The organism is Longinema margulisiae, assembly GCF_025266855.1.
Lineage (GTDB): Bacteria > Spirochaetota > Brevinematia > Brevinematales > Thermospiraceae > Thermospira.
Genome location: NZ_CP053071.1, coordinates 2,126,954 through 2,149,906, shown reverse-complemented (window position 1 = coordinate 2,149,906; position 22,953 = coordinate 2,126,954). Strand labels below are relative to the sequence as shown.

At 44.7% G+C, this 22,953-nt stretch carries 21 protein-coding genes; 6 read left to right on the top strand and 15 right to left on the bottom strand.

Annotation, left to right across the window (positions count from 1 at the left end):
• Positions 1-15 precede the first annotated feature (15 nt).
• The 7 genes from BREVNS_RS09595 to BREVNS_RS09565 form a co-directional block, all read right to left on the bottom strand.
• Positions 16-645 carry a hypothetical protein gene (locus BREVNS_RS09595; RefSeq protein ID WP_483426789.1) on the bottom strand — a complete coding sequence of 210 codons (630 nt, stop codon included), beginning with the start codon at positions 643-645 and terminating at the stop codon, positions 16-18.
• A complete protein-coding gene (locus BREVNS_RS09590; protein ID WP_483426788.1) occupies positions 632-1,513 on the bottom strand; it encodes a metallophosphoesterase in 882 nt (293 codons plus the stop codon). Before BREVNS_RS09590 ends, BREVNS_RS09595 begins: the two co-directional genes overlap by 14 nt.
• Positions 1,514-1,561: 48 nt before the next feature.
• Entirely contained in the window at positions 1,562-1,930 is a 369-nt protein-coding gene (locus BREVNS_RS09585; protein WP_483426787.1) for a hypothetical protein, read from the bottom strand.
• The gene (rsmH, locus tag BREVNS_RS09580) at positions 1,927-2,811 is read right to left on the bottom strand and encodes a 16S rRNA (cytosine(1402)-N(4))-methyltransferase RsmH (RefSeq protein ID WP_483426786.1); all 885 of its coding nucleotides are present in this window, start codon (positions 2,809-2,811) and stop codon (positions 1,927-1,929) included. The genes BREVNS_RS09585 and rsmH overlap by 4 nt, the downstream gene beginning before the upstream one ends.
• A complete protein-coding gene (locus tag BREVNS_RS09575; RefSeq protein WP_483426785.1) occupies positions 2,808-5,240 on the bottom strand; it encodes a SpoIIE family protein phosphatase in 2,433 nt (810 codons plus the stop codon). The genes rsmH and BREVNS_RS09575 overlap by 4 nt, the downstream gene beginning before the upstream one ends.
• A gap of 4 nt (positions 5,241-5,244) precedes the next feature.
• On the bottom strand, positions 5,245-5,571 hold the full coding sequence (locus BREVNS_RS09570; protein WP_483426784.1) for an STAS domain-containing protein: 327 nt from the start codon (positions 5,569-5,571) through the stop codon (positions 5,245-5,247).
• Positions 5,572-5,633: 62 nt separating this feature from the next.
• Positions 5,634-6,050, bottom strand: a complete 417-nt coding sequence (locus BREVNS_RS09565) for a cyclic nucleotide-binding domain-containing protein (protein ID WP_483426783.1) — start codon at positions 6,048-6,050, stop codon at positions 5,634-5,636.
• 377 nt (positions 6,051-6,427) lie between these two features.
• On the opposite strand from BREVNS_RS09565, the gene frr reads away from it, so the two are divergent.
• Genes frr through BREVNS_RS09550 form a run of 3 tightly spaced genes read left to right on the top strand, consistent with a single transcriptional unit; the run spans position 6,428 to position 8,584 of the window.
• Positions 6,428-6,994 carry a ribosome recycling factor gene (frr, locus tag BREVNS_RS09560; RefSeq protein WP_483426782.1) on the top strand — a complete coding sequence of 189 codons (567 nt, stop codon included), beginning with the start codon at positions 6,428-6,430 and terminating at the stop codon, positions 6,992-6,994.
• Positions 6,995-7,000: 6 nt separating this feature from the next.
• Complete coding sequence (gene uppS / locus BREVNS_RS09555; protein ID WP_483426781.1) at positions 7,001-7,738, top strand: polyprenyl diphosphate synthase; 738 nt, start codon at positions 7,001-7,003, stop codon at positions 7,736-7,738.
• A 3-nt stretch (positions 7,739-7,741) separates the two neighbouring features.
• Positions 7,742-8,584 carry a phosphatidate cytidylyltransferase gene (locus BREVNS_RS09550; protein ID WP_483426780.1) on the top strand — a complete coding sequence of 281 codons (843 nt, stop codon included), beginning with the start codon at positions 7,742-7,744 and terminating at the stop codon, positions 8,582-8,584.
• On the opposite strand, the gene truA is transcribed toward BREVNS_RS09550, so the two are convergent.
• The 3 genes from truA to BREVNS_RS09535 are packed head-to-tail and all read right to left on the bottom strand — an operon-like array spanning position 8,528 to position 12,201.
• The gene (gene truA / locus BREVNS_RS09545) at positions 8,528-9,331 is read right to left on the bottom strand and encodes a tRNA pseudouridine(38-40) synthase TruA (RefSeq protein WP_483426779.1); all 804 of its coding nucleotides are present in this window, start codon (positions 9,329-9,331) and stop codon (positions 8,528-8,530) included. The genes BREVNS_RS09550 and truA overlap by 57 nt on opposite strands.
• Positions 9,332-9,363: 32 nt before the next feature.
• Positions 9,364-9,684, bottom strand: a complete 321-nt coding sequence (locus BREVNS_RS09540) for an ArsR/SmtB family transcription factor (protein WP_483426778.1) — start codon at positions 9,682-9,684, stop codon at positions 9,364-9,366.
• A gap of 3 nt (positions 9,685-9,687) precedes the next feature.
• Entirely contained in the window at positions 9,688-12,201 is a 2,514-nt protein-coding gene (locus BREVNS_RS09535) for a hypothetical protein (protein WP_483426777.1), read from the bottom strand.
• 1,501 nt (positions 12,202-13,702) lie between these two features.
• Here BREVNS_RS09535 and uvrC point away from each other — a divergent pair.
• Positions 13,703-15,538, top strand: coding sequence for an excinuclease ABC subunit UvrC (gene uvrC / locus BREVNS_RS09530; protein ID WP_483426776.1), 1,836 nt, complete (start codon positions 13,703-13,705; stop codon positions 15,536-15,538).
• Here the strand turns inward: uvrC and BREVNS_RS09525 are convergent.
• Positions 15,519-16,256: an energy transducer TonB family protein gene (locus BREVNS_RS09525; protein WP_483426775.1), complete on the bottom strand. Its 738-nt coding sequence runs from the start codon at positions 16,254-16,256 to the stop codon at positions 15,519-15,521. The genes uvrC and BREVNS_RS09525 overlap by 20 nt on opposite strands.
• Positions 16,257-16,259: 3 nt before the next feature.
• Positions 16,260-16,991 (bottom strand): class I SAM-dependent methyltransferase, encoded by a 732-nt coding sequence (locus BREVNS_RS09520; protein ID WP_483426774.1) that lies wholly within the window; start codon positions 16,989-16,991, stop codon positions 16,260-16,262.
• Positions 16,992-17,288: 297 nt separating this feature from the next.
• Here BREVNS_RS09520 and BREVNS_RS09515 point away from each other — a divergent pair, with 297 nt between their 5' ends.
• On the top strand, positions 17,289-18,464 hold the full coding sequence (locus BREVNS_RS09515) for an HD-GYP domain-containing protein (protein ID WP_483426773.1): 1,176 nt from the start codon (positions 17,289-17,291) through the stop codon (positions 18,462-18,464).
• A 44-nt stretch (positions 18,465-18,508) separates the two neighbouring features.
• Here the strand turns inward: BREVNS_RS09515 and BREVNS_RS09510 are convergent, their stop codons facing one another.
• The 3 genes from BREVNS_RS09510 to BREVNS_RS09500 are packed head-to-tail and all read right to left on the bottom strand — an operon-like array spanning position 18,509 to position 21,644.
• Positions 18,509-19,234 (bottom strand): hypothetical protein, encoded by a 726-nt coding sequence (locus tag BREVNS_RS09510; RefSeq protein WP_483426772.1) that lies wholly within the window; start codon positions 19,232-19,234, stop codon positions 18,509-18,511.
• The gene (locus BREVNS_RS09505) at positions 19,231-20,076 is read right to left on the bottom strand and encodes a hypothetical protein (protein ID WP_483426771.1); all 846 of its coding nucleotides are present in this window, start codon (positions 20,074-20,076) and stop codon (positions 19,231-19,233) included. Before BREVNS_RS09505 ends, BREVNS_RS09510 begins: the two co-directional genes overlap by 4 nt.
• 8 nt (positions 20,077-20,084) lie before the next feature.
• Positions 20,085-21,644: a PP2C family protein-serine/threonine phosphatase gene (locus BREVNS_RS09500; RefSeq protein WP_483426770.1), complete on the bottom strand. Its 1,560-nt coding sequence runs from the start codon at positions 21,642-21,644 to the stop codon at positions 20,085-20,087.
• Positions 21,645-21,847: 203 nt separating this feature from the next.
• On the opposite strand from BREVNS_RS09500, the gene BREVNS_RS09495 reads away from it, so the two are divergent.
• Entirely contained in the window at positions 21,848-22,951 is a 1,104-nt protein-coding gene (locus BREVNS_RS09495; RefSeq protein ID WP_483426769.1) for an outer membrane protein assembly factor BamB family protein, read from the top strand.
• Positions 22,952-22,953 lie beyond the last annotated feature (2 nt).

Here is a 22,953-nt window from a genome sequence, read left to right as displayed (position 1 = left end):
CACCTTCACAGGCTATTATCGTAGCAGCCTTTCTACATCTCTCCAATCACTTTTCATCACATAGTCCCAGACAAAATCTTCAATCACCGAAGAACTTACCTTTTTGATGGGAATAACCTCAATCGTGATACAAAAACCTTTTTCAAGGGTATTCTCTTTTTCTTGAAGAATTCTCATGGTGTGATAGGTGTTTTTCTCCCTCCAGAGAGTATAGACCACATTCTGGTTTGTTTTGCTCTGCCACCACAAGGCACTTTGCTGAAGATAGGGAAGACTCTTCATCAAATTGTAGCTCCGCTCATTCTGCGAAGCACTATAAAGCCATGTAATAGTGGAAACAAAATTTTCGTTGCTTACCATCGCTATTATTCGGTATTCATAATCAACAAAATCCTGGGAAAGAGTCAGATAATAGCTATTCGTTATCCCAAGCCTTGCCATACCTAACGGAAGAGGAAGAACCGTCTGAACTCGCATAAGAAAATTTGACGCCGACAGATGAAATGCTCTCATTTGAGAAGAGAGGGCACTCTCCCATCTTCCCCTCCCGATTGCCTGCGAAGCCAAAGAAAGCTCCGCCGATTGAGCATAGAGAGACCCCGCCAAAATAAACAAAAGACACAAAAACACTCTACTTCTTTTCATCGGCCACCTCTATCCGTACCATGGTTACATCAGGATGGGCAAAAAAACGCAGTGGAAGATAATGACTCACTCCAACTCCTTTGGAGACATAGAGAACGGTATTATCATGCACAGAAGCCCCCCTTGCCTCACGACGGCGTATTTTTGCCTTGGCTGTGAGAGGATACCCCCATACCGTGATCTGGCCACCATGGGTATGACCACTAAAAACCACATCCACCCTTCCCTTGATATGATGAATCACATCGGGAAAATGCGCCAAAACCATCTTATAACTCTCATCATCGGGGATAGCCAAATCAGGCCAGCTGTACCTCCCTTGAAGAAAGTTATCTACCCCTATCAAGGTGAGGTTGTTTCCATGATACGAAAATGAAAGCATCTCATTACGAAGCACCCTCACGCCTCCCTTCTTCAAGACGTCAAGTAGTCTTTCCACATCAGTAGACTTTTTCTCATGAAGAAAAAACAGCGGAGAAAACACATGAAGCACATTATATTCAAAATAATCATGATTCCCCAAAACAGCATACACCCCACCCTTTGCCTTCAAAAGGGGCAAAATTTCATCCCGAAGAACTTCAATACCTGAATTCTTATCAATGAGATCCCCCGTCAGAAAAATAAAATCCACTTCCGTCTGAGAAAGCTGTTCTTTTATCACTTCACCAATACGACGTAATCGGGAACGACTCATCTCCCTGAAAAGATGTAAATCAGAAAGATGCATAATAGAAATCGGGGTCCTGATATCACGGGTATAAAGGGTCAAATGTTCAATATGAACACGTTTGGCTTCTCTATAAGCATAGACCGTCCACCAGCCAACTACCACCACTGCAAGCACAAGGAAAACCACTATCCACATGATCGCTTTTCACTCCTCCCTTAAGTATACGGCCAAACACCTCTTTCGTCAAATCTCCATCTTAGCCGAAGGGAACCTCTCAAGAATCCAATCCAAACACACCTGCAAAATCCCTTTCGAGAACGTTTGTGGCTTTTCTTCTGGAACTTTCCCCGGCAATTCTACACGATACACATCACGGTATCCTACCGGTGTCACCTTCACCCCGGAAGAAAAGGAAGGCAAAGAGATTTTTGCCCTTTCCATCATCAGTTCCTGAAGACGGGTCTCTGTCAACGTAAGAACCTGAGAAAAACGCCGGATCTCTCTTTTTGTGACCAGAACATTCTGGCGTTGTTCAATCAAAAGAAAACCTATCACAAACAGGAAAAAAAGTGCCGACAACACAAGGAGCGCTTTCACACCACGGGGTATCATACACTCTTCTCCACCACCCGTAGCTTCGCACTCCGGGAAGCCCGGTTTTTCTCGATCTCTTCTTCCGAGGGAAGAAGAGGCTTTGGGGTCAGGATACTCACTTTGCCCTCCTTGGCGAGTGATTGAAAACTCCTTTTTACTATCCTGTCTTCTAACGAGTGAAAAGTTATCACCGCTAAACGACCACGGATATATAAATTATCGGCAGCAGAGGGTAAAAAACTTTCGAGAATTTCTAATTCTTTATTCAAAAAAATTCGCAAAGCCTGAAAGGTTTTTGTAGCAGGGTGGATCCTGTGGTGGCCATGACTTTTCTTTGCCTTGAGAACCACTTTCGCTAATTGAGAGGCCGTCCGAAAGGGTCGATTCTGGCAAATAGCACGAGCTATTTTGTAGGCATCATACTCCTCGCCATAGGTGTAGAGAATATCAGCAATCTCCTTTTGCGAAAAGGTATTGAGCACCTCAGCGGCTGTGATACCCGCCGTTTTGTCAAGCCGCATATCAAGACCCTCATCATCCTGCAGACTGAATCCCCTTCCCTTTGTCTTCTCATGAAGGGTAAAATGATACATAGAAACCCCAAGATCAGCCAAAATGGCATCACACCCATCAACTCCCGCGTCTTTGATCACCTCTGGAAGCTGATCAAAGGTGGCATGATAGAAACTCACCCGTGGAAAACGAGAAAGCCTCTCTCGGGCCACCTCCAGTATCTCCTGGTCTCTGTCAATGCAGATGAGTCTTTTATACTCAAGGCGAGAGGCTATTGCCTCACTATGCCCCCCTTCCCCACAGGTAGCATCCACAAACACCCCCCCCGCACACGGGGTAAAAAACCGTATCACCTCTTCAACCATGATAGGCGTATGATAAATCACTTCTCTTCCTCACACACAGGTTTTTCAAAACGCATAAGCATCACTACCTCATTGCCTGTTCGGTTGTACTTGACACGGTCCATCAGTTTCTTCATCATAAAAATCCCCCGTCCCGAGGGTTTCAAAAGATTTTCCTTGCTGAGGGGATCGGGCACATCCTCCGGGACAAAGCCCTTGCCTTCGTCTCTCACCTTGATCACAATGGCCTGAGAAAGAATCCGATAGAAAACATGAACCCGCTTCTGGGCATCAAATCTGTTGCCATGTTCTACAGCGTTGATAAGTGCCTCATACAAGGCCGTATAGAGCCGCCACCTTTCATCATCATTGAGATCCACCACAGCCTGGATATTCGCCTGAATTTTCACAATAGCGTGATCAATTTCCAGGACGTTAGAGGGAAGAGAGAGATATTGCTTGGTACGAAGCGGTGGTTCAAGCACAATCATCACCATGGTCGCATCATCCTCCGTCAGGGGTACATAGGATTTCAAGAGAGTATCATAGATATCCGGAAGCACACGCCTGATCTGATTTTCTGCATAACGGGAGAAAAGTTCAAGAAGTCCCTCCTGATTGAAGAACCCTTTTTCATTGCGAAAAACAAAAAGCCCATCTGTATAAAAAAGAAGACGCGTATTCTCTCCTAATTTCTCCGTCCGAATATAATCCGAAAACACCACCGAATGAGCACTTCCTAAGGGAGGAGCCATTCCCTCAAGAAAACCAATCTTCTTCTTGGGATAGGAAACATAGAGGGGTTTGGGATTTCCACAGTTGATATAGGTGATCGAATAGGTTTGTGTATCAATCACCCCATAAAAAAGCGTCACAAACTGATCCGGGGGAAGCACCTTGGAGAGAATATAGTGCAAATATCGTAGCACATCGGAAATTTTGTGTGGGTCCTTGGGATTGAATTCAAAATAAATCTTGAGCATAGAAGTAATAAGAGCAGCAGAAACCCCATGACCCGACACGTCTGCAACCACGACACCGATATGATTATCATCTATGGCAAAAAGATCATAGAAATCCCCCCCTAAATGAGAAGACGGTCGAGAAAAAAACTCAAACCGAATACGAGAATTATAAATGGTGGGGACTGTCAGGATATGCTCCCATACCCTCTTGGCTGTCATGAGTTCTTCTTCTACACGACGGGACTTCTCATCAAGCTGACGATAGAGTTCATTCTCAAGACTCACATCCTCAAGGGTAGCCTGCAATACCTCCTTTTCTCCCAAAAAGAGCGGTCGTATATGAACAGAAAAAACCCTGTTTCCATACTCAGGACGAATCCCCAAACGAAAATACAAAAGAGGATTTCTCTGCACCTGCTGAAGAATATTTCGAAAATCTGTCTCACTGATATTCAGAATATCCCGAATATTTTTCTGATACACCTCATTTTCATTGTACACATTCACCAAAAACAAAAACGCCTCATTGACAAGATAAATTTTGCCTGTTGGTTCAAAGATAACAAGCCCCACAGGGAGTTGCTGAAAAAGTTGACGAAACTGTTCCTCACTCTGGGAAATCTTTTGACTGAGAAGATAGCTTTTGGTCTCATTGATAACCGAAAAAATATACCCTCTTACATTTCCCGTATCATCATAAAGCGGAGCACCTTTGATATGAAGGTACAATTCCTTATAGTTTTTCAACGTATCCAGATATTGATTTCTCTTCAAAAACTCAAATTGTTCCTCCCCTATCAGAAACTGAATTCGCTTGATCTCTCCAGCAATATCAAAGAATTCCCGGTTGTACTTCCGAATAACCCCTTCCTTATTGGTTAACCCAAGACCCACAGGATTTTTATTAAAAACACTGAACAAAAACTCCTGGCTCTCACGATATCTTTTGGTTTCCTCTTCAAGATAGAGATTCAAAAACAGTTGCCTCATGAGAAACATTGCCACAGAAGATTGTTTTTTCCCAGGCACATGCTTTGGCATCACAAGGAGAAGAAAATATTTCACCTCAAAGGGATAAAGTGGCAAAACATACACCCAGACCACATGAGAACGGGAAGAATACGCTGGTGCCAAAAGAGAAGAAAGTGGCCCAATATCGTACAAAACCACAGGCTGATAATAGATAGAGGAAGAAATCTCTGAGAGAAAAGGGGCAAGACCAGAGAAAGAGAGTTCTACCGAACGCCTGACATCCAGAACCTCTTCAGACGTAAGTCTCAACAACTCATAGGACTGAAATCCCATCACCCTTTGAAAAAACTGAAGAATTTCCTCACGATTCTCGCTGGCCTGCGGAATAGACACATCCCGTCTATAGAGATTAAGAATTCTGGCTAACCAGAAACTATCCTCCCCCTTCTCCTGTGAGAAAAAAAACCGTATCACTCCCAAAGTGGCAAGGCCACCCAAGGCTGCCCCAATTCCTATCCACAATACAAGTGACATGGAATTACTTAATCTGACTCAAATCATCAACAATCTGGAAAAACTCATTTAAGCGAAAGGTAATAAAGAGGTCTTTGATATCCTTGTTGAGACCTGTGACGTAGAGTTTGCCCCCCATATCATCAAGTCTCTTGTAGGCTAAGAGAAGTTTACCAATGCCACTACTCCCAATAAACACCATATCAGTAAAATCTATAATGATCTCCTTTTTCCCGCTATCTATGAGGTTGGTCAACACCTCTTTGAACTCCCTGGCATCAGGATCCGTCACCAGGTTTTCTTTGATCTTCAAAAGTGTTTTGCCATTGTACTCAGAAAGTTCATACTTCATACAACTCCTCCTCTCTGTGGCTGAGATATTATACACCCTTTTTTTACTTCTTGCAATCTTTTTTACTCTCCTTTTTGATGAAGAGAGGTTAAAATTTGCTTGGCATACTGAAGATATCCATAGGTTTTGAGATACGCCTCTTTCATCTGATCTACCCGCTTCGCCATAATCATAATCATCCTCATCGCAAACTGGGGATGAATCTCCACATAATCAGCTAGCATTTCTTTACTGGAAATAGGATACACCTCTACCGGAGTGAGAGCCACCACACTGGCATTTCTTGGCTGATCAAGAAGAAGGGCTGTCTCACCAAAAAAGTCCTTTGGCCCTAATTCCGCCAGTGAGACTACCTCGCCGGAAGCTGGATCTTTTGCCTCCACTCGCACCCTCCCCTCCATAATGATATACATCGTTTTGTCCGTATCCTCTTCCCGAATAATATACTGCCCCGCTTCATATTTCTTCGTTGGTATCATAGGTGCCTCCCTTAGTGGTTTTGTGAGTGTATATTATAGCACAGGAAAGAAAAAAAATATAGTAAGAGACCCTTGCACGGGTGTTTTCTTCCCCTATCTGGGTCAGGGGCTACGCCCCTGAAACCCCGCTTTTTCCATTTACAAGGGTTTATTTGTCTTTTTTTGTCCAAAGGAATAGCTTTATTTATTACGTTAAGGAACATTTTTATACTATTTTTTGTTTTTTACTACTTTTTTGAGACCTTCGCACATTCGTGCAAAGGTCTCAGTAAAGATTCTTTCCAAGTCGAAAAAAGAAAAATCCCTCCATTTGTTGAAAATTCATCCCCCTTCACCTATAATAAAAGGAGACAAAAAGCACTACCAAGGAGGAAGGTATGATAGAAGCCTTTGAAAAATTCAAAAAAGAAGCCAAAGAACGAATGGATAAGGCCTTAGCGCACTTTATGGAGGAACTCAAGCATGTCAAAACAGGACGGGCCAGTATTGGGATGGTTGAGGATATTCGCTTTGAATATTACGGCACACCCACGCCCATCAGACAGGCCGCTTCTCTGAGCACCCCTGATGCCCATACCATTGTTATAGACGCATGGGACAAGAGCATTCTCAAAAACATTGAAAAAGGCATCAATGATGCCAATCTTGGTTTCACCGTGGTCAACGATGGAAAAGTCCTTCGTGTAGCTATTCCCCCTCTCACCGAAGAATCCAAAAAAGCCCTTGTCAAAAAAGTGAAAGAAATGGGAGAAGAGATAAAAGTCACCATCCGCAACGAACGTCGGGATATCAATAATCATATCAAAGAACTCGTGAAAGGTGGACACATTAGCGAAGATGACGAACGAAGAGAACTTGAAGCCATCCAGAAGATCACTGACGATCACATCAAACGCATTGACGAACTGGTAGAAAAGAAATCCAAAGAGATTATGGAAATATAAACCTGTATGAAATTTTTTGGCTATTCCTTAGACCCCGCACGACTCCCCCGCCACGTTGCCTTCATCATGGATGGTAACGGGCGGTGGGCCCGTCAAAGGTTTCTTCCCCGCAATGAAGGACACAAAAAGGGCTATGAGGTTCTCAAAACTATTATTGAGTTCAATGAAAATCTCAAAATTCCCTACATCAGTGCCTATGCCTTCTCCACAGAGAACTGGCAACGTCCTCCCGAAGAGGTGGAATTTCTCATGACCATGGCGGGGCGGGTTATCGACGAGTATGTAGATTCCATGCGAGAAAAAAACATCCGTTTTTGTTACACCGGGACTTTTGACGGTCTTTCCCCTGAACTCATACGAAAATTTCAGCACGCTATAGAAAGTACCAGGAAGGGAAAGTATGTTTTCAATATTGTCTTCAACTACGGTGGAAAAAGAGAAATTGTTGATGCCGCAAAGAAACTGGTAGTCGCCATTCAAAACAACCAGTTTTCTCTTGAAAACCTTTCAGAAAACTCTTTTGAACAGTTTCTTTATTCCCCGGACATCCCACCGGTTGACCTGTTAATACGCACCAGTGGAGAACAACGCATCAGCAATTTTCTTCTCTGGCAAAGCGCCTATGCTGAGTTATACTTCTCTCGAAAATTATGGCCGGACTTTCGTCCGAAGGATTTTTGTGCCGCGCTTTTTGATTACCAAAAGCGAAAGCGACGTTTCGGAAAAATTGATCCAAAGGAGTAGCCTATGCGCGAAAGACTCATGGTTGCCCTTGTGCTCGTACCTATTGGGGCTTTTTTTGTTTTTACCAGCTTCTGGAACAATTTTCTCTTTTTTCTTGCGTTTCTTTCGGTAGCTTTGCTGATCAACTATGAGGTTTCATCCCTTTTGGAAAAGAGGGGATTTCACTTTTATCTCTGGACAAACTCTCTCTTCGTGACTATGAGTAATCTTTCTTACTATCTTTTCAGTCTTCAGATCTATGATATTGGGTACTTCTATGTCATTCAAATCCTTTTACTCACTGTCTTTTTCCTGATTATTTTCTTTTCCGAATCGTTCCAGGGGTCTTTTGAGGCATCGACAACCAATGTAGGGATGTCTTTGGTGATGTATATTCTCACTGGTATCTTTTTTCCTTTCCTGATTTTAGTCAAGGCTCAGGATAGAACGGGCTGGATGCTCTTTTTGGCTCTTTTTCTCACCTGGATCGGGGATGCCGGTGGATTTTTTGTAGGAAAATTCTTGGGTAAGCACAAGCTTTCCTTTCTCTCAAGTCCCAATAAGACCATTGAAGGGTATGTAGGGGTTTTCAGTGTCACGATTCTCTTTGCTGTGGTGTGCTTCTTTCTCCAGAGATGGCTTCATACCCCAACCAACTTTTCTCTCGTTCAATTCCTTCTCATGGGTTTTCTGTTGGCCCTCTCAGGAAGTATCGGGGACTTAGCCGAATCCACCATCAAGCGATGGTCTCGCTCCAAGGATTCAGGAAGCCTTCTTCCCGGTCATGGGGGATTTTTTGACCGGTTTGATTCAGTCCTCTTCTCCGCCCCCGTTTTCTATCTTCTCATCAAATTTATGGGATACTGAATAGTAGGCTCTCTTGAAATAAAGCCCGGCTGCAGGGACGGCTTTTTTGAGTGGTTGGGGAATATCTTTTTCTCCTTGAAGCGCACGAAAAACCTCGCCGCAGGCAAGCGTTCCTATTCCAACCTGTAAACTCACTCCCACAAGGGTACGAATCATCCCTCGAAGAAAACCGTTCCCTTTGATAAAAAAAACAAGCCACTGGTCTTTTTCCATAAAGCGAAAATATTCTATCGTTCGACAAAAATTGACTTCTTTCTCCTCTCTCCCATAGCCATAGCAGAACAAACGAAAGTTATGCTCCCCAACAAAAAGGGAACAAACCTCCTCAAGCCTTTGCCTCTCATAAGCCTCTGGCATCCAGTACACATACGAACGAAAAAAAGGGAGAAGTGTTTTCCCTTTCCATACTACATAGACATACTCCCTTGCCATGGCACTGAAGCGGGCATGAAACCTCTCCTCTACCTCCATAGCCCGGAGAGGAACAATGGAAGAAGGAAGATACGAAAGAAGAACCCTTGGCAAAACCTCAACAGGAAAGGGAAGTTTTCCACAATGAAAATTCGTCGTATAACAAAAAGCGTGTGCCCCTGCATCTGTTCTTCCACTTCCTGCTACCCTGATAGTTTCCCCAAGAAGTTGAGAGAGAGCCTCCTCCAAAGCAGCCTGCACAGAGGGTTTGTCTTTTTGACGTTGCCACCCAAAAAAAGAAGAACCATCATAGGCTATATCAAGCCGGATATTCATAGACAAAATCCATTCCCTTCAAAGAAAAGCCACTATTGAGAATAAAAAATATCCAAAATTTTTTTCACTCTTTCATCAATGATATGATAACAGATCTCCTTTCCATCTCGCACCGGTTCAATAAGACCGGCAAGACGCAAAACACGAAGATGCTGGGAAACCGAGGACTGGGACATACCCAAAGCCTTTTCAATGCTCGTGACATTGCATTGAGATTGACTGAGAATCTGGAGCATCAAAATACGCATGGGATGACCCATCGCCTTGAGTACGCTTGCCGCCTCTTCAGAATGGGAGAACCATTCTCTCAGCATGTTTTGCATCTCTTCGTGAGAATAGGATGATTTGCCCATGTTTTACTCCACTTCCTGCAAAAATCCTATGTTGTACAATTCTGATTTCTGAAGATCGGTTGGTTCGGTAGTTCCCTTTTCCCGCCCATAGATGCCGATACCCACGACCTCTCCTCCCTTAATCACAGGAGTGATAAAAAGCTCCTCAAGGTTCTGGAGTTCCCCATCTTTGAACCATTGCTTCAGATACGAAGCCTTGTCTAAATTCTGCTGAATATCAAGAGACTTATGCTGAGAGAGAACCTTTTTGTAGAGAGGATCACTGGTAGAAAGCCCCAGCGACACAGTAAACCCATCCTGCATCACATTTTCAAACTTCTCTCCCCGCTTTTCAAGAACACAAACCCGATTCATCCCCAATGCCGTTTTGGCAATATCATGTGCCGCTTTCGCATAACTGGGAACATCATGAATGGTGCTGATACGTTTTGGTGGTTCACTGAGGAGTTTGGCCAAGTCCTCATGGAGTTCCTCACCAAACATCACCACCTTCTGCTCTGGTTCTGAAACATTCATTTCCTTCTCCATTGTTTCCTGTAGAGCAGGAGTTTCTGTCTCCTCTACAGGAATAGCGGAAAGTTCATCCATATTGAGGGCTATGACCTCATCCTCTGCTTCTTCTTCCAGAGAAGGCTCAGGGATCTCCTGAAGAAGACTCTCCGCCACCATATCTTCCTGGGCCATTTCTTCTCTCTTGCCTGCTTCTTCACTCACCGGGACCTCTTCTAAAGAAATCTCTGGCATTTCGATAGTATCTAAGTTTATCTCTTCCATAGAGATATCAGAAAGAGGGGATTCTCCTTCGGTAACCTCTTGAGAAAAGGGAGAACCTACGTCTTCACTCTCCATCCCAGAAACTGTTTCAGCCTTTTCCTCTCCTCTCACCTCTTCCTCTCCAAGGGGAAGGACCTCCGGTTCCACCTCAAGGGAAAGAGGTTCTTCGCTCACCACACCTAAATCTTCTATAGCTTCTGAAGGCTTTTCAAACTGAATATCCTCAAGAGAGACCTCTGGTATCTCACCTGTCACCAAAGCTTCCGTTTCCCCTCTCTCGCCACTCATAAATTCCGGCTCAAGTACCATTTCCTCAGGTGAGGACGGCTTTTCCTCTTCCGTAGCAAAAGACGGTTCAAGGAAGAGATCTTCTTCCTTTGTGTGAGAGGGAACCCTTTCTTCTTCTACCAGCTCATCGAGAAGCCGATCCTGTTCAGCAAAGAGCTGGGTGGCCTCATCCGGCTGGAAAACCCCCTCACTTACCCCACTGAGAGAAGGAGCACCGGAGAAAACCTCTTCCTCTGCTGAGAGAAGCCCCTCTTCTGGCTTTTCAGGGACAAATTCTTTCTCCATCTCTTCAAACGATGGTTCCACAAGAGGTGGTTCAGACAAAGAGGTCTCTTCAAGGGGAGTGAACTCTTCACTTTCAGGTGTAGAGAGAGGCTCTTCTAACGAAGGCTCGGCCTCCCTCTGAGAAAAAGAAGGGGGTTCTTTTGCTTCTTCTCCTCTTGCAAAAGAAAAGACTGAAGACCTCGTAAGGTCCTCAATATCCTCTGACATGAGCATTTCTTCGATACCCTTCTTTGCCTCTTCACTTGAGAGAGAGGAGCCTTCTTCAATATCTTCTACTAAATTCCTCAGATCCTCCTTGGGATGCTGACGAAAGGTAAGTGGCTGTTTATAGAGCTTTTCCTCCTGCAACAAACGGAAGAAGGTGTACAAAATCAAAAATAACAGAACAAAAGCAAAAACAATAATCCCTATCACGAGCCCAGAGACATAGTTCTCATAACGAGAGAAATACACTACCTGAATCCCATCCACTTCTTTCATGCCCCCTATGGTCTTTTTCCCTCTCCCAAGAATGGAAGGATCGACACTGGCATATTCGACTATCTTGGCCGCTTCCTGCTGACCCTTTTGTCGCTTACTCACTAAAATAGTCTTGCCCCACGGAACCATCAGCCCGTACTTGGGAGAAGAAAATCTGGCCGCATCATAATACATGACCACCTGAAAGGTCTTCTCTTCTCTCTGAAGGGCCTCTGCCACAAGAAATTCATTGGTACTCACAAAGCGAAGAAAAGGCTGACGATAAGTTTGTTGATAAGTCAAAGCCTGGGTGAGAAGATCTGGAACAAACCGATTGACCAGCGCCTCCCCTTCTCTGGTAGAATACAGGACTATCCCTGTGGGATCAAGAATCTGAATTTTCTTCAGGAAAGAAAGCTTCCCCATCACCCCCTCTATCTGGGTAGCGTAAGACGTGGTATCCTCACCCGCATAGAGAGCACCAATGAAATCACTGACCATCTTATCCGAAGCAAAACTCCGTATCTCCGTATATACCTTGGCTCGCTCATTGGTAAACCAGGCCACATATTTTTCTACCTCGGTAGAGACATGCCGATCATACTCTTTTCCAAAATTACCCACTTGATTCCGGGCCATGAACACAACGGCGAACAAAAGCCCCACCACAAGAAAAAAAGAAATAATGAGAACAATCCTTTTGGCCTGCATGCCTACCTCTTTTCTTTTGATAGTATTGTATATTTCGGCACTTGACCCTTTATTTCTTGAGCCTTTTGAAGAGTTTTACAGCAAGAGCTTCTTTTCGAGACTTGTTGCTCAACATATAAAACTGAATACCTATTTTCACACTTCATGTGAACAGAAAAATGAGACCCTTGCACGGGTGTTTTCTTCCCCTATCTGGGTCAGGGGCTACGCCCCTGAAACCCCGCTTTTTCCATTTACAAGGGCTTATTTGTCTTTTTTTGTTCAAAGGAATAGTTTTATTTATTACGTTAAGGAACATTTTTATACTATTTTTTTGTTTTTTTACCACTTTTGAGAAACCTTCGCACATTCGTGCAAAGGTCTTAAATATAAAAAAGTTTTTTCTGATGATTGATAAGAAAAAGAGTTTTTCTTGAAAAGCTTACAGCAAGATGTGGCTGTTACCTTGTTTCAGCTAAACCATTGCTCTTTGCTGAAACAAAGGAATAGCCTTCGTCCCTCCCGCGATGCCATATCTAAAAAGCCCCTGCTGGAAGATAAGCCCCGCGGGTTGGTGAGAGAATGCCCGTTCTTTTACTACCCCCTTTTTTTTCTGTAACCCCACCAGGCCGCTTTTGCGGTTGTATGCCCTTTGTCGTAAGGAGAAAGTCCTTCCGGAGTGAGGGTGCAGGAGGCACCCGGGGCGATATCTTCTTTGGTTTTTCCCCACAAGCCCACCGAAGCGGAGCTGCAGAGGCTTTTGCTGAGACATGGTGATAGGGCTTTTCATTCTTCCCTGGGGTAGAGGATGCTCTTTGCTATCACCATGTTTCAGCTTAGGAGGAGTTTTTTTGCTGAGAAATGGTAATAGCAAGAGACATGTAGTGTTTGTATAGATAGAGGTTAAACCTTTAACCGATGGGTTTTTTAGCTGAAAAAAGGTCATAGACCTGGGCCCTGTGGTCTCAGAAAGCCCCCCTTGGGGCTGAAACACCACTACAACCTCCCCGCCCCTGCCTGCGGTGTCACCTGAGAGAAGACCCTGCAGTGGACACGTGCCCCGCGGGCTGGTAATGAAAGCCATCGTCTTTTCACCACTGGCTGAGCCACAGGAGGTGGCGAGGAAGCCCGGGGTCAGACAGGGAGGGCTGTCCCCGGGCGGCTACAGAAGAGAGCGGGGCTACAGGTTTTTGTTCCAGCCCGCACCACGGGAGACAGGTCGGTGGCCACAGAAACCGCCGCAGGGGCGGGGTGGGGTTTTCAAAAGGGGCGAAGCCCCTTTTGCCCCGCGCGGGAGCGCTTTGTGGAAGAAGGACAATGGGCAACAAAAAAATAGCCCAAAACTGAAAGAGGAAAGATGGTTGAACAAGTATTCAGTTTTTTGTGTAAAGATAACCATTCTTTATGAATGTGGAACGACAAGCTTCTTTTCGAGACCTTTGCACGAATGTGCAAGGGTCTCTTTTGTAGTCTTTCTTGACAACCCTCCTCTTTTATGGTATCTTAAAGAAAGGAGAACACCATGGAGAATTCTTCCCCTTTTTCATCGTTTCAGGCCATTAGCCCTTCTGATATCCGCAATCTCCCAGAACTTCCAGGGGTGTACCTCATGAAGGATAGGGAGAATACCATTATCTACATAGGCAAGGCCATCAATCTCCGGAAGCGTGTTTCTTCCTACTTCCAGAAAGAAGAAAAAACCATCAAAACCGCCACGATGGTCTCCCAGATCCATGAAATAGATTATATCATCACCCAGAATGAGACCGAAGCCCTTCTTCTCGAAGCCAATCTCATCAAACACCATCAACCAAAATACAATGTGGTTTTCAAGGATAACAAGTTTTACCCCTACATCAAAATCACCATTCAGGAGAAATTTCCCCGGGTGGTCTTTGCAAGAGACCAGAAAAAAGACGAAAGCCTCTATTTTGGGCCCTACACCAGCGCGGCTATGGTGAGAGAATACATTGATATCATCCAGAGGCTTTTCAAAATCCGCACCTGCCGTGAACTCCCAAAAAGAGAATGCCTCAACTACCATATCCACCGGTGTAGCGCTCCCTGTATCCAGAAGGTGACGATAGAAGAGTACCAGGAACAGGTGCAAAACGCTCTTCGTTTTCTCCAGGGAGAATACCAGAAACTCATCAAAGAGTTTGAAGCGAAAATGTACGAAGCCTCAAAAAACCTCCTTTTTGAAAAGGCTCAACTCTACAAAGAACAGATTCAGATTATCCGAAACTTCGAAGAAACCCAATCTGTCTATCTTGACAAAAACCTCAATGCCGATTTTGTAGAAATCGCTATTGCCCAGAGCAAAGCGGTGGCTCTTGTGACCCTTGTTCGTGAAGGCAAAATGATAGGAAAAAAAAGCTACAGCAGTGATATCATTGACCAGAACGAAGAGGAAATCCTTGAACAGTTTCTCATCGGGTATCTTGCTGAAAGTACTCCCCCTTCCCTTGTGCTTGATTCTCGATGGCAAAACCTCGTAGCAAGGCTTGAAAACTACCTTGTTTCGGAAGGAAAACACATCTCCATCTCCCTTGCCTCCTCCCGAGAAGAAAAATCTCTCCTCCACCTTGCCAAAGAAAATGCTCACCTTCACCTCATGCAACTCCTTTCTCGCATTGAAAGTTCTCAGGCTCTATATGAACTCCAGGAAGTTTTAGATCTCGATGTCCTTCCCATACGCATTGAGGGCTTTGACATAGCCAACCTCTTGGGTCAACAGGCGGTAGCCTCTCTCGTCTCCTTCTACGGAGGAAAACCAGACAAGAGTAATTACCGCCACTACAAGATTCGCACCAAAGCTACCCCTGACGACTTCGCCATGATCCATGAGGCGGTTTTTCGACGATACAAACGCCTCCTCGAAGAAAAGAAAGAACTTCCCGATCTTGTGCTCATCGACGGCGGAAAGGGTCAACTCAACGCTGCGCTCTCTGCCCTGGCAGAGCTTGGTATTTCTCTGAATGTTATTGCTTTAGCCAAGAAAAATGAGGAGATTTACACCCCCTACTCTGATGTCCCTCTTCTCCTCCCAAAGAATTCTCCCGCCCTTCACGTGCTTCAGAGAGTGAGAGATGAAACACACCGCTTTGCCAATAGTTTTTACAACCGCCTCAAAGAAAAAAGTCTTCTCTCCTCCCTTTTTGATGGTATCCCTGGGATAGGTCCCAAGAGAAAAAAAATACTTACGCAAAAGTTGGCTTCACACCCTTCGCTTGATTTTTCTGCTGAGGAACTTATCTCTCTTGGTATTCCTCCGAGTGCTGTTGATGAAGTGCTCTCCCGTTTGAAAAATTATCAAAACAATCTTTCATCAGATACCGTTAAGGACGAATATAAATAAAATGAAATTCAACGGTGATACCATCCTCTGAACGGAGTTTCTCCGGAAGAGGTCCATAATTCGAGGTATGCAAAATGGCTCGAAGTGATGCCTCATTGAGAGACTCATAACCAAAATCCCTTGTGAGACGCACATTTCGGAGATTTCCCTCATTGTCAAGCTCAAAGGTTACCGTCACCACACCATCGGCCATAATCCCTCGATAATACTGAAAGACGGGAAAATAATACTGCCAATTACTGGCCACTGTTTGTTGAATATGCTTGAAATAAGGAGCATAGTCCACCGCCTCACTCTCAAGGGCTATCTGTCCACTGGTGGACATCCGTACCAGAGGTTTTCTCGACGGATCATACAGAGAAGGTCCGGATATCTCTGAAGATGATATGGCCAATCGAGAAGCAGGAGTTTCTCCTTTTTTTGGGAGCAGAGAACCCTGAATCTCCTGAGGAAGAAGCCTATTGTACTCTTCTTCTCTGGCTAAGGGTCCACGAGAACGAGAGTCTACATCCGAAAGCTTCGCCTTTCTGAGAGGTTTTTCCTGGGTCGCATGAGGATTGTCTATCAGGATATTTTCCACCACCACCTCTTCAGGAACCGAAGAGCGTGGATGCTTCAAAAGAGCAATCACGTCGGGATCAAGCCACCAGCCCACTACCAAAAAGCCGTAAATATGCACCAAAACAGAAAGATAGAAAAACAGCATCCCCTTTTTCATACGCTATTTCCACCCTATCATCACCATGGAGCTGGTGAAGTGCCACGGCCCAATCGTGATTTTGCTGGCCATATGGTAGAGAGTGATCCTTACCCAGTGACGATAATCCCACAGAGAGCGAAAAGAAGCTCGACTCTTCACAAGCTTTGGCAAAAGCCCGAATTCAACACCCCCAATAAACTTCACCCGAGAAAATCCCACCTGCCGAAGAACAGAAGCCAAATTATGCCTGTCAAAATAGGAGAGATGCCCAGGAAGATAGTAATGATATGAGGCCCCTTTTATCCTTGCCTGTAAGCCATCCATATCCGCTGTCTGGACGAGAACAATCCCTCCCTTCTGCAAGGAACGATACACATTCTGAAGTGCCTTCAGGGGATCACCAAGATGCTCGATAACCTCAACCAGCGAAACCACGGAAAAAAAGTTCTCAGGAAGCGTGTACTCTTCTATATTCCCTATCCATACATGACCCGGAAAAATCTGCTGAGCATACCCACCGGAATATGTCGAAATCTCAAGACCATACGGTTCATAACCATAGAGAGTAGCCGCCTCAAGAAGCCCCCCAAAAGCACATCCCACATCTAACCATCGCTTAGGCCCTCGACTTCTTTCCATTCGCTGAAGGGCTCTCACCCGAGCCCTCCACACAGCCATGGACGGTTCTTTGTTCTGGCGTTCGTCCTGATAGGTATAGACTCCCTGCCCTGTGTAGTATCCCTCATCGTACAAGTGAATCGTCTCTTCTGTCCTTCTCTCCTGAAACTGAAAAAAGCATTTTTCACAACGAAAAATAATGAGTGGTGGACTCCAGCGATCGATACGCCGAAAGAACCCAGCCCTATACCCGCACAAAGGACAAAAAACTCTCTTCTCCATAAGACATATTGTAAGAAAAGCAGAGAAAAAACACAAGTGAACATCATGCGCTCAAGCCCACCAATTTGTCAACACAATGAGAAAATAATTGACAAAAACCCCCCTTTTGCTTATAATATATACATACAAAACACCAAGGGGAAAACTCTTATGTCGCAGGTGGTGATGGAACTCTACGTCAATTCTCTCTACCCCGGTATGGTCTTTAGCGGAGATGTGTACGATGAAAGTGAGACATTGGTTTTAGCCAAAGGACAAACCCTCACCGCTGATATCATTGAGAACCTCAAGCTCAAAAAAATCAAAAAGATTCACTACACCCAGGAATCCATGCTTTTCAAACAACCGGTAAGCCGAACCATGATCAATGAGGCCCATCTCAGCAATGCTGTTAACCTCCTCATGGAAATAGAAAACATGCTCAAAAACAATACGACCGGCCTACCAACCAAGGCCGCCAAAGAAATCGTCTCTGACATCGTCACGGATATTCAGGACAATCGAGATGCCTACCTCAATCTTCTTGAACTCCAATCCCATGACCAGTATATCTATACCCACGGGGTCAATGTCACCACCCTTTCTATCCTCATTGCCACCATGGTAAATATCCCCATCGAGAAGATTCATGATCTTGGTATTGCCGCCCTCTTCCATGATATTGGCAAAGTTATGATTCCCTCTGAGATCATTGACAAACCAACCCCACTCTCTCCCGAAGAATGGAAGATTGTGAAACAACATCCCGTGTATAGTTACAAAATTCTTCAGGCGGAATCCGGCTTCTCTGAGAACATTCTCAAGACGGTTCTCTGTCACCATGAACAGCACCAGGGCGGAGGGTATCCCCTTGGTATCAATCACGAGAAACTTTCCATCCTCTCCAATATCATTTCTCTTGCTGATGTTTTCGATAGCATGACCTCCGTCCGTCCCTACCGAGAAGCCAAAACCATGGATGAAGCCTTTGCCTACATTATGGAGCAATCGGGCAAAAAGTTTCATCCACAATTAGCCCAGACTTTTTTGAAGCACTTAGTAGAAAAACTCCATGAAACTCCCCTCTATCCTTTGGAGAGTTATGTCCTTCTCAATACGGGGGAGATTGGCTATGTGGTGGACTACCCCAATAACCAGAAATACACCCTGAGGCCTATTGTCAATATCTTTTTCAATCCCCACAAATCCAATAATCTCGCTGAGTGTTTTCTCCGCGTACACATCCAGATAAACCTAGAAAAAGACTACTCCCGAATGATCGTCAAGCGAATCATGGACCCAACCTACATCGCGAAATTCAACAAAATTCTCAAAAAAGAAGAATAACCAAACCAAGAAAATGGCTTTTCCTGCTATTCTTTCACTCCCTTTTAATAGAGTAATTCCATAGCCATATTTTCAATCCCATAGGAGAAGGCACATTCCATGCATTTCCCTTCCTCTACATAGCGGAACCACCTATGAGAATCAAATGTCACCGCAGCGAGCGAAAAAATCACCTCCGTCCTCTCCACCACCTCTTTCAACGTATATCGTTCTCCCCCTATCACTCCACATTCCATCTCTTTTTTAGTGCAAAATTCCCCTAACCAGGGAAGCACATCCATCTCATACGCTACATACACCTCACTTGAAGCACTCCACCCTATCCGCTCACTCACCCCCGCCCTCATGGAAGCAAGGCAAAGAAGCAAAGGATGCCTGCTTCCTGCAAGTGCCCGTTTTGATACAAGCGTCGGAAGTTTCACCTCCTTCACTCCAAACATTTCCTTCATCAGGGACACAAGCCCTTCAAACACCCGTTGGGTTTTCTGAAAGACAGGATCGTTGGTTTCCAAACGATAGCCACGAAAAATGACCTTTTCCACCCCAGGCATAGCAAAATACTCATACAAATCAGCAAAAAGAGACAAAAGGCTGGGAGGATTCATCAGTGGCCGAAACCAGTCCAAGGTCAAATCAATGACCAGACGATCACAGGTAGGAATTGCATCTCCTATAGAAAAGACACTATTTCCCACCCCGGGTAAAAGAACCATCTTTTCCCGGAGTTCTCCAAGCTCCGTATGAAGTGGCATCACAAAACAGGTTTTCATCGCCTTCCACCCCTCACGAGACGAAGAAACCATCGCCAGAGCTGAACAATGGGTAGAAACAATTCCCAGATCGAACGCTTTTTCTCCTCAGGGGGAGCTTCATCAAACACATAGCGAAAGGTCCATATATGAAGGGTAGGCCCAAGCCCATAGACCGATACCAGAGGAATAATCACAAACAAGGGCATAATTCCCGGTGTGGGTAAAAAAGGTGTAGCCGCCGGCACCAGAAGAATCCCATAAAGAACCCACGATATCAAAAAAACCACAAAATAAACAAAAGCATACCGTATCACCGTATAGAAAGCTAAAAGAATCATCTCCCCGACCTTCATGCCACTTTTATACAACAGAACCACAAGCACCATCTCCATCATCATAAAAAGCACAAAAAACCACAAAGAAACAAAAAAGACTATCGCCCACAACGGAGAGAAAGAAGCCATCTGACGCGCATAAAACACAAAAGAAAGCCCGAAAAGAAACCCTATGCCCGTTGCCACTACCCAGAAACCAAGGGAAGACCAGAAATGTTCCCGGATAAACTGCCAGAGTTTTTTGAAATATCCAACCACAGGGCCATTGGTCATCTCTTCATGCATCCTATGACTCACTACAGAAAGCGGCCACAACCACATCCCAGCGACGGTTGTACAGCCAATGATTATCCAGAAGTCTGCATATTGCTTCACAAAGCCAATCTCCGACGTCAAAAGAAAAGCTACCGTCGGAACAAGTACTAAAAAAGAAGGGTTGAGCGCGGCTACCAAAGCCGTAAACATACTATACGAAAGATTATCCCACCATGACCAGAAACTCCGGCTCAAAATCCTGCCAATCATTGTTCCTCCTAAAAACGAATCGCCATCAGCGTTCTATCATCATCCTGAATGGTGCCCTCATAAAAATCCTCAAGATGCATAAGCATACCGCCAATCACATCTGAAGCGGTCGCTGCCCCACGGACCACCGCATCAAACATCTGGGTCAGGCGTTCCAACCCCACCTGTTCTCCCTGGACATTGGTTCCCTCTATCACCCCATCACTGAACATCAAGAGAATATCCCCCTCATGATACTTCAGGACGTCCTCCTGAAAACGTACATGCTTAAAGGTTCCCACGATAGGATTTTTATTTTTGAGATACTTCACCGCATCCTCTTTGGCACAATAGTACAGCTGATCGGTATGGCCCGCAGAGAGAAAACTCAGTTTCTTCGCCCGTTTATCCACCAGAACAGAAAAGAGCGTGATATAGGAGTAGGTATTCTCAAGAATACGCGTAATCCTTCGATTCAGTGTCGAAAAAGCCTCGGACAAATGAGAAAACTTTTGTTCCTCAATGAGTTCCTCAACCTCAACCTTGAGCATGGCCCAGATCATGGCCGCATAGACACCATGACCAGACGCATCCCCCAAAAGAAAAAGCAAAAGATCATCGGAAAGTACAAATACATCGTAGTAGTCTCCCCCTACACTCTGCATGGGCATATAAGAAATCTCCATATCAATAATCTTCTGCACCGCCCTCTGTCTATCAAGCGGGAGAAGAGAAATCTGAAGGGATTGAGCCATACGAATCTCATCCATGACCTTTTTATTCACGTCCGCTAAACGTTTTCTGGATTCAGCCTCTCTCATGAAAATATCAATATACTCAAAAATCAGATAAAACGACATGGCCAAAGACATCAAAACACACCCAATGGCCAAGAACACCCCTGACCAGGGATTTTGCATCTTCCAGTAAGCCAAAGACAAAACCCACAGCACTATGGCTACCTCACCACCCACAAGAAGAGTTCGATAGCGAAGCCCGTTGATAGATGAAATCTTGCCTTTTTCCCTTCGTATGAGAGAAAAAAACTCAAACGCCTCCAAAAATCCCGTCAAAAGAAAATATCCCAACAGCACAAGCGAAAAGATTTGCCCATACCTTTCCCACCAGACTACAGGCGAAAACAGAAGAAAAGCCATCACAGAAGCGGCAACCAGAAGATAAAAAAAGACATACCACTGGGTGTATTCTCTATAGCCATCCGTTTCCACAAAGCCGAGGTCCTTCACCCATACAAAAATATACCGAAGCAAAAGAACAAAACACCCCAAAACCCCTACCAAAAGAGCCCTTTCCACCCTCCAGAGCGGAAAATCTCCCCACTTACCCTCCCCAATCCCAATAATCCCTAACAAAGAAATCAAACCACCCGCTACAATAATATACAAAAGATCAGGCTTGATCTCTTTCGCTCCCCCCTTTCGCAGAAGAAAAAGCAAAAAAGCGACATACTGAATCATGAGAAAAAGACCAAAGCTCCCCCCAAAAACATACCATAATGTCATACTATCTTGTATAATAAAACTTTCAATTTTTACATCTTCTTTACCAAAAACATACCATAATGTCATACTATCCCCTCTTCTTTCCACTCTTTCACTTTTTTCTCTTTTTCTATTTCCTTTTTCGCCACTCAAAAGCGTAATATTAATAGGGAAGAAAAAATATTTTCACTTGATTTTTTCTCTTGATGTATCTATACTATTATAGCATTGAAAGAGAAAAAGAGCAACCTTTTTGAGAAAAGACCAAAACATAATCCAAGGAGGTAAATATGAAATTTCATAGAAAAATCGTGTTCTGGATGGGGATAGTCGCTTTCTTCAGTGCCTGTACTGTTCTTGACACTGTTGATGAGAACGGCATCCTCTGGGAGTATTACACCCCTCTTCCCATCACCATTGGCATAGAAACCATGCCCTCTCAGAACCTTGTCCTCTTTGCCGATGAAGGGGGAACTCTGTACGCTCTTGATGCAGGGAGTGGACTTCTCCGGTGGAAGATTACCCCCCCTCTTACCATCACCACCATCTTGCCTATAGACAATACCCTGTATGTGGTAGGATACTCCAATACCGGTGCCCAGGGAAGCGTTATCTATACCGTGGACACTCTCAATGGGGCCATCTCTTTACAGCGAAGTTTTCCCATCAAACCTCTACCCAATCGTTTTCTTGCCACCCCTGATGGGATGCTCCTCTACTCCTCCAGTCAGGCTGTGATGGTCTCAAATAACGGAAATCTCAGTACCACCTATTCTCTTCTGAATGGCATTATCGCTATGGAAAGAATAGGCACAGAATACTATGCCCTCATTCGTGAAACGGACAACTCCACCAGAATTCAAAAATACAGCTCAAGCTTTTCAGCCATCAATAGTGGAACCCACACCGCCAACCCCACCGGAAGTTTCTTGGCATGGAACACCGCCCTGTATATAGGTTCAAGTACTTCCCTTCTGCGAAGTGATACCACACCTTCTCTTTCCCTTTTCAAAACCTTCCCCGTCAAAAGTTCAATGGCCTCAGCCTCTCTCCATCTCTTTGTCCCTTCTGCGGAAACCTTCAATGGTGGTATCCGTGCCTACGATAACGCCGGCAATCAAGTATGGTCTGTAGCTACCTACGCCCCTATCAGTTATGCGCCCCTTGTGTACAACAGTAGTTACCAGGTTATCTTTTCTCTTGATGACACAGGGAACATCGGGGTCTATGATGCCTCAACAGGAAGGCTTCTCTTCCAGCGGTACTTGGGGAGTATCCAGAAAACAGGCCTTAAACTTCCCATGGATATTTACCAGAACTATATTTTCATTCCCTTTTCCTCCCCGGCCAAGGTGGTATGTTTCTCCCTTCGATACGCAAGCACCAGTCGGTAGGA

Coding starts and splice junctions, on each gene's coding strand:
- BREVNS_RS09525 (WP_483426775.1), bottom strand. CDS start 16,256: ATGAAAAAGGGGATGCTGTTTTTCTATCTTTCTGTTTTGGTGCATATT.
- uvrC (WP_483426776.1), top strand. CDS start 13,703: ATGGAGAATTCTTCCCCTTTTTCATCGTTTCAGGCCATTAGCCCTTCT.
- BREVNS_RS09565 (WP_483426783.1), bottom strand. CDS start 6,050: ATGATACCAACGAAGAAATATGAAGCGGGGCAGTATATTATTCGGGAA.
- frr (WP_483426782.1), top strand. CDS start 6,428: ATGATAGAAGCCTTTGAAAAATTCAAAAAAGAAGCCAAAGAACGAATG.
- BREVNS_RS09550 (WP_483426780.1), top strand. CDS start 7,742: ATGCGCGAAAGACTCATGGTTGCCCTTGTGCTCGTACCTATTGGGGCT.
- BREVNS_RS09595 (WP_483426789.1), bottom strand. CDS start 645: ATGAAAAGAAGTAGAGTGTTTTTGTGTCTTTTGTTTATTTTGGCGGGG.
- BREVNS_RS09590 (WP_483426788.1), bottom strand. CDS start 1,513: ATGTGGATAGTGGTTTTCCTTGTGCTTGCAGTGGTGGTAGTTGGCTGG.
- BREVNS_RS09515 (WP_483426773.1), top strand. CDS start 17,289: ATGTCGCAGGTGGTGATGGAACTCTACGTCAATTCTCTCTACCCCGGT.
- BREVNS_RS09575 (WP_483426785.1), bottom strand. CDS start 5,240: ATGTCACTTGTATTGTGGATAGGAATTGGGGCAGCCTTGGGTGGCCTT.
- truA (WP_483426779.1), bottom strand. CDS start 9,331: ATGAATATCCGGCTTGATATAGCCTATGATGGTTCTTCTTTTTTTGGG.
- BREVNS_RS09510 (WP_483426772.1), bottom strand. CDS start 19,234: ATGAAAACCTGTTTTGTGATGCCACTTCATACGGAGCTTGGAGAACTC.
- BREVNS_RS09535 (WP_483426777.1), bottom strand. CDS start 12,201: ATGCAGGCCAAAAGGATTGTTCTCATTATTTCTTTTTTTCTTGTGGTG.
- BREVNS_RS09500 (WP_483426770.1), bottom strand. CDS start 21,644: ATGACATTATGGTATGTTTTTGGTAAAGAAGATGTAAAAATTGAAAGT.
- BREVNS_RS09540 (WP_483426778.1), bottom strand. CDS start 9,684: ATGGGCAAATCATCCTATTCTCACGAAGAGATGCAAAACATGCTGAGA.
- BREVNS_RS09495 (WP_483426769.1), top strand. CDS start 21,848: ATGAAATTTCATAGAAAAATCGTGTTCTGGATGGGGATAGTCGCTTTC.
- uppS (WP_483426781.1), top strand. CDS start 7,001: ATGAAATTTTTTGGCTATTCCTTAGACCCCGCACGACTCCCCCGCCAC.
- BREVNS_RS09505 (WP_483426771.1), bottom strand. CDS start 20,076: ATGATTGGCAGGATTTTGAGCCGGAGTTTCTGGTCATGGTGGGATAAT.
- BREVNS_RS09585 (WP_483426787.1), bottom strand. CDS start 1,930: ATGATACCCCGTGGTGTGAAAGCGCTCCTTGTGTTGTCGGCACTTTTT.
- BREVNS_RS09570 (WP_483426784.1), bottom strand. CDS start 5,571: ATGAAGTATGAACTTTCTGAGTACAATGGCAAAACACTTTTGAAGATC.